Source organism: Terriglobus sp. YAF25 (genome assembly GCF_052113305.1).
Lineage (GTDB): Bacteria > Acidobacteriota > Terriglobia > Terriglobales > Acidobacteriaceae > Terriglobus.
In genome coordinates, this window is sequence record NZ_JBFRCY010000208.1 from 1 (window position 1) to 6,362 (window position 6,362).

Genomic DNA, 6,362 nt, shown 5'->3' on the forward strand with positions numbered 1-6,362 from the left:
GCCGTCAACTTTGTTGACGGCTTTCTTTGTGCCTGATTTGGTCTTCTGGTAAGCCTTTTTGGTGCCGTGCTTGGTGGCGTCCCAGCCCTCTTCTGTCTTCTCACCAACTACATGAGCCGACTTCTTGGTTCCTTTCTTGATGCCGCTGCCAGTGTCCTTGGCAGCCTGTTTCGTCTCATGACCGGCATCTTTCATGTCCTGTTTCGCAGTCTGAGCACCCAGGAAAGCGGTAGGTAATGTGGCAACGAGACACGCCGCCAGAAAACGGGTTGTACGATTCATAGGAAACTCTCCTGTCTAGAAAGAGATGAGTGTTTCTTATCTTTGGTTAGCTAGAGCTTTTTCCTGTTGCTGGGTGTCCCGAAAGAGGAGTACWGCGGCGTTTTCATTGCGGAAAACGCATAGAGGTGGAATGCCTGCACTACACCTACCAGGGAAAATGCTCCAGTCCGGTGGTCTAGCTGCCGTGCTCGCGGAACTCCACGATATTCCCGTCCGGATCGGTCGTGGAAAGCGCGTTTTTCGCACGCGTAAAGGGAACGCCACGCTTGGTCAGATCTGTCGCTGCTTCCTTGAGACTCTTTACCTGGAAAGCAACCCGCATGCGGGCTCCGATCTGATCGTCCTCAATCACGACGGTCTCGCCCGAGGTGCCTGGGATGGCGAAGCTGCCGGACTTGGTAAGCGGGAAGTGCAGCTTCTCGGAGTAGTACGCACGAGCGGCGGGAACATCCTTCATTGCCAGAGAGACACTGATGAGCTTCGGACCCACAGGACTTCCCAGATGCTTGCCGTGATCATTGGAGTGAAGCGAGCCAGGCATGTACTGGGTATATTCGATGTTCTGTTTTTCCGGGCCTTCCATAGTGAACAACAGATTGCCGGCGCCGGCTTTTTTGAGGTCATGCGGTTTCAGGTCCTCACGTTCGTACTGCTTATGCAGCGATTCGAGGTCGCTGCCATAGAAGCAGAGATGCAGGAAACCGATCTGCGGCTGTTTCTCTGTCTGTGGGTAGAGCTCGATGAACTGGTCGTCGTTGATCTTGATGAAGGAACGGTCCAGGACGCCCTTGTTGTCGAGGGTAAAGGCTTCAAGGAAACCGATCTTCTCATAGAAGGCGCGGGAGGCGGGAACATCTTTGACGCGTATGGCGACATGGGCCAAGCCGTCCATGGGGACCGATTGTGCAGATACGGCGGCTGTGACGCACAGCAGCAGGAAGAGCAGCAGCTTACGCATGAAGTTCCTTTGTGATTGGGAATGTTTGTTGCGCAGAGAGCCAGAGAAGGGACGCCCAATAAAGATCTGCACCGAGCAGGTGCAGCACCTGCATCCAGGTTGGCGCCAACAGCAGCAGGTCAGCAAAGCCAAGTGCAATCTGGAAGGCAAGCAGGCCGAGAACAAAGTTTGCCAGCGGCGACCCCCAGGAGCGTTTCAGCAGCCAGATGACAAATACAGTTGCCAGGAAGGCGCTGAGCGGATGCACGCTGCGCAGACGCAGCAACATGGGTGAGTTGCTGGCGAAGTCCTGGACGAAGGCTGCACGCAACGACGTTGCCGGGAAGAGGGTATCGCCGAGAGCTGCCAGTGATCCGCTTACACCGACGATGAGCGTGCTGAACAGGCCGATCGCGCTCAGCCAGAGATTCCGGCGAGAGATGGTAAAACGCCAGGGACGCTCAAGGAAGTACGCCGTCAGGGTATATGCGCCTAGCAGCAGCAGGGTATTCGACAGATGTATCGAAAGAAGAACGACTCGCCCGACAGAACGATTGCCTGTGACGTAACCGAGTTTCACCAGCAGGGCGCCAAGGATCGCTTCATTGAATAACAACACGGTTGCGACGGCAATGGCCCTACGTGCAGGCTGCAGACGTTCTGATGTTGCAAAGATCGCCAGCAGGAGTGCAAGAGTAAGGAAGACCGCGCCTCCCGACATCATGCGATGGGTAAACTCGATGATCGTGTCGATACGAGGGGCATGCGGAATGACCTCTCCATTACAGAGTGGCCAGTGGTTCCCGCAGCCGGCGCCTGAGCCGGTGGCGCGCACAATCGCTCCCCAAAGCACAACGAGGATATTCCATGCCAGCGTGAGCCACGCAAGACGCTTCACATGCGTGGTAGTAAGCCGGGCTGACGCGAGATGAAGTGCGGTAGAGGCCACGGCTTTATTTTAGTACCGGGACGATGTGGCCGGACCGTGAGCTGCGTCACACCCTCTATTACATTCCAAGTGCATGGCGGGCAGTCGGGTAGTCCTTCGCCAATGCCAGCGCAGCCTGGTATTCCGCCTTCGCGCCTGCTTTGTCGCCCCGGTCTTCCAAAATCTTTCCGAGTAGCACATGTGCACGAAACACGGGAGCCTGGTCGGACTTTGACGGAGAGGCAAGGTATTCCTTGAGCAGCCTTTCTGCCAACTCAGGATCGCGGTGCTGCTCGGTCAGGAATGTTGCCGCGTCGAAGCTGGGGGCGGAACGGGGACGATCGGTATTGATTACGTCGCGGATCACGGAGACAGCATCATCAACGCGTTTCCGGCGGTCGTAGAACGCCACCAGATCCATCAGGTTCTCCGCAGTATGTTTGATCTCGATCTCTTTTTTCAACTCTTGTTCGGCCGCACCGTAATCTTTCTCTTTTTCGGCGACCAGAGAAAGAATGCGGTGGTACTTCGCTGCAGAGAGCGGCTGAATACGCTCCGCGAGCTGCCGTGCTTTATCGGTGCCGCCACCGACAATGGAGGGTGCCCGGGCATAGAACTCACCCAGATCGTTGATGGTATCCAGGCTGGTGGGTGCGAGCTGGAATGCGCGCTCAAACGACGCTACGCTGCGTTTTGCCATGCTGAAGCCTGTAAACGGACCTGACTTGTCAGCTTTCAATCCATAGGCTCGTCCCAGCCAGAGGTGGTAGATCGCATTGCCGGAGTCGTTGGCGACAGCCGCTTCGCAATGGGGCACAGCACGATCTGGAAGCTCCTGGGCATAGTACGCACGGCACAGCAGATGATGCGACATGGCGTCCTTTGGGTTGGACTTAACCACTGGCTCGAGCGCGGCAGCCACCTCGTCTACGCGGCCGGCCATAAGAGCAGACCGCGCTTCGTGCACATCCATGGCCCRCATGGAAAGCGACGAAAAGAGGAGTGTGACGAGCGAAAGCAACTTCTGGTGCTGCATAATCAACGGCCTTATTGAACGACATCGACCGGCAGGCCGTCTGTCAGTTCGCTGTTATCAACGGAATTGACGGCGACTTTGTCATTGACGGAAAGACCGCCGGCGATCTCGATGCGTGTCGGGGTTACGGCGGCGCCTACCTGAACGGGGGTTCGTACCAGCTTGCCGTTCACGATGCGGAAGACGTAGCTCTGCGAGCCCTGGGTGTGTAGAGCTTCTCGAGGAACTGCCAGCACATGTGGGTGTTGCAGGATGGTGACGGTGACCGTGACATTGGTATTCGGCAGAAGGTCTCCATGGGCATCATCAACACTGATAATGCACTCACCCACGTTACGGGTGCCGTAGTTGATGATGGTCGTCGGCACCGTCTCGACATGTCCGTGCCACACCTTTCCGGGCTTGGCTTCCCAGACGATGCTTACGGCCTGGTTGACAGCCAGTTTCCCCACATCGGGTTCGTCAAAATAGGCCGTAATCTGGATGCGATCGAGGTTCGCCATCGAGAGAAGGGTCTCTCCCGCAGGAACGAAGTCCGACTCCTGTATCGGAAGTGAGTAGATCGTTCCATCGAACGGAGCCCGGACATTCAGCTGATCATAGAGCTTGCGCGCAGAAGCAACATAAGCCGAGGCATCGGCTGCCTGTGCCTTAACGCGTGTGCGGTCCTGATTGCTGTAACGGGAGGCCGGAGATGAGCGCTGTTCCAGCGCGATGCGAGAGGACTTCGCATTTTCAAGCCGCTGCTGAGCGGCGAGAACCTCACTTCCAGAGGCAGCACCTTTCTGCTGAAGCTGCTGAAGCGCCGTGAGGTCACGCTGAGCCTGTTGTTCCTGCAGGTGAGCCTTCTCCAGATCGGAGGCCATGCCGATACGTTCATCAGTCGAGCCGCCGCTCTCCATATCGTGGATGCTGGCCTGGGCGCCGGCCAACGCGGACTGGGCGGTAGCCAGCCGTCCTAGCGCCTCAGCATCGTTCATGTGAATGAGCAACTGACCGGCTTTTACCTTTTCGCCGGCTCCGACGTAAATCCGATCGACGGTTCCTGCCATTGGAGCGTGCGCGTCAAATGGCTCCACGGGCTGAACCTTGCCGTTGGTTGGGGTGGTGCTGGTCAGATTCTCATACGTAACGGAGGCAGCGTGGACATCGACATTGCTGCGGAACAGGGAGCGCAAACCAAAGCCGACCGCAACAATGGCGGCCAGGCCGAGCAAAGCGAAAACGAAAGTGCGAGCAGGACTGGTAGCTTTCTGAGCCATAGGGCGACGAAGCGTCAGTATATCTGACGCAGGTGGAAGGGTTTGCGGCACAAAAAGTTATCCGGCCGTATGAGCTGGGCGTAGATCGCACAACTCCAGTTCAATTGCGTTTCCGAAGTCGGGGTTCRCATTCTCGCGAACGCGAAAAGCCACTTCGATCATCGAACCCTTACCCACGCCAAGTTCCTGGAGACGCGAAGGCCAGTGGATCCGCCGGGACCATGCCAGGCAGGCGATGGCGGCGTTGCCTTGCTCCAGCCGCAGACGAAGGTGTTTGTCCTTGAGAACACGCATTTCGAGAATGCGGACAGGACCAGAACAGAAGACCGGTTCCGGATTGGAGTTCCCAAAGGGTTCAAAACGATGGAGGTGTTCCGCAAATGCGGGCGTAATGCGCTCCAGCGGCAGGGAAGCGTCGCAGTGCAGCTCCGGAAGCAGGGTGTGCGTAGACATAGCGGAGCGGGCATAGAGGCCGAGGCTCATTCGAAGTTCGGGCACTTTGTCGGAAGGAAGAGAAAACCCGACGGCATGTGCATGCCCGCCAAACCGGGTGAAGATCGGAGCGACGGAATGGACTGCGGTCAATGCATCCAGGAGGTGGAAGCCAGGAATGGAGCGTCCGGAGCCGTACGCCTCGCCGTCTTCGTGCGCCAATACAAGGGCGGGACGGTGGGTGCGCTCGACCACGCGCGAGGCCAGGATCCCGATAACGCCGCGGTGCCAGCCGTGTCCGTCGAGGACGACGGCGCCCGCTTCGGCAAGAGATGTGTCGGCGGCGAGCAGCGCCTCGATCTCGTCGAGCGCAGCCTGTTCGGTCGCGCGGCGATCTTCGTTCAGCCGGTGCAGCTTCTCGGCGATTTCGCGGCCCCGTTCAGGAGAGCGGGTGAGGAACATCTCGACGACATCCGAGGCAATATCCATCCTGCCGGCGGCGTTGATGCGAGGCGCCAGACGGAAGGCGACGGCGGTTGCTGTCACTGGCTGCCGGCCAGTGAGCTGAGCAAGCTCCATCAGGCAACGGAGACCCGGCTGGACGGGCTTAACCAGCTCGCGGAGGCCGACGGCGACGATGACTCGGTTCTCGCCGGTGAGGGCGACGGCATCTGCCACGGTGGCGATCGCTAATAACTTCAGGAAGCTGGGTAGCAGCTTGGTTCCCACGGTTTCGGCGGGAATATCGGAGCTCTCCAGGAGAGCCTGGGCCAGTTTGAACGCGACACCGGCGCCGCAGAGATCTTTGTTCGGGTAAGGGCAGTCAGGCTGATTGGGGTTGATGACGGCGAGTGCCGGAGGCAGGCCGCCGATCTCATCCGGAAGGTGGTGGTCGGTGACGATGAGGTCGAGCCCGAGAGCCTGTGCCTCTTCGGCGGCGGCGAAGGCACGGATGCCTGTGTCGACGGAGATGACCAGGCGGACACCCATCGCTGCTGCATCGGCCAGAACCCCTGCCTGCATCCCATAGCCTTCGCGGATACGGTGCGGGATGTGGTAGCGGACAATGGATTCGCCGCCGGCGATGCGGTCAATGGCCGTCTTAAGCAGCACTGTGGCCACGGTCCCGTCGACGTCGTAGTCTCCATAGATCAGGAGGGGGTCGCGGTGTGCGATGGCCTGCCGAATCCGTTCCACGGCTGCTGCCATACCCAGCATGGCCGAAGGGGGGTGCAGGTGGTCGATCCCGGGGTTGAGAAAAAGGTCGACCTTTTCCGGCGTGTCGAAGCCGCGGTTGAGCAAAAGCTCGGCAATGACCTGCGGAAGGCGCAGTTCACGAGCGAAGGCCTCGGCTTCTTCGAAGGAGACCTCTGGGCTTGTCCAGCGATAGAGCGGTTCGGCGGCCACTAGAGCATTTTTCCTGTTGCTGGGTATCCAGCGGCGTTTTCATTGAGGAAAACGCCCATAGATGCACAAGCCCTGCAC

General features: G+C 58.6%; 6 protein-coding genes. All 6 read right to left on the reverse strand.

Features of this window, described 5'->3' with window-relative positions:
- Positions 1-282, reverse strand: a 282-nt coding sequence (locus tag AB4043_RS10635; protein WP_442307026.1) for a hypothetical protein, incomplete at its 3' end; no start/stop codon positions are given.
- Positions 283-457: 175 nt separating this feature from the next.
- Complete coding sequence (locus AB4043_RS10640; RefSeq protein WP_442299469.1) at positions 458-1,240, reverse strand: VOC family protein; 783 nt, start codon at positions 1,238-1,240, stop codon at positions 458-460.
- On the reverse strand, positions 1,233-2,168 hold the full coding sequence (locus tag AB4043_RS10645; protein ID WP_442299470.1) for a COX15/CtaA family protein: 936 nt from the start codon (positions 2,166-2,168) through the stop codon (positions 1,233-1,235). The genes AB4043_RS10640 and AB4043_RS10645 overlap by 8 nt, the downstream gene beginning before the upstream one ends.
- A gap of 58 nt (positions 2,169-2,226) precedes the next feature.
- Complete coding sequence (locus AB4043_RS10650) at positions 2,227-3,183, reverse strand: tetratricopeptide repeat protein (protein ID WP_442307027.1); 957 nt, start codon at positions 3,181-3,183, stop codon at positions 2,227-2,229.
- A gap of 11 nt (positions 3,184-3,194) precedes the next feature.
- Positions 3,195-4,445: an efflux RND transporter periplasmic adaptor subunit gene (locus tag AB4043_RS10655; RefSeq protein WP_442299472.1), complete on the reverse strand. Its 1,251-nt coding sequence runs from the start codon at positions 4,443-4,445 to the stop codon at positions 3,195-3,197.
- A gap of 57 nt (positions 4,446-4,502) precedes the next feature.
- Complete coding sequence (gene recJ, locus AB4043_RS10660) at positions 4,503-6,284, reverse strand: single-stranded-DNA-specific exonuclease RecJ (RefSeq protein WP_442307028.1); 1,782 nt, start codon at positions 6,282-6,284, stop codon at positions 4,503-4,505.
- Between the last annotated feature and the right edge of the window lie 78 nt (positions 6,285-6,362).

Bases quoted from the DNA above. Each gene is read 5' to 3' on its own strand.
- AB4043_RS10655 (WP_442299472.1), bottom strand. From the start codon at position 4,445: ATGGCTCAGAAAGCTACCAGTCCTGCTCGCACTTTCGTTTTCGCTTTG.
- AB4043_RS10640 (WP_442299469.1), bottom strand. From the start codon at position 1,240: ATGCGTAAGCTGCTGCTCTTCCTGCTGCTGTGCGTCACAGCCGCCGTA.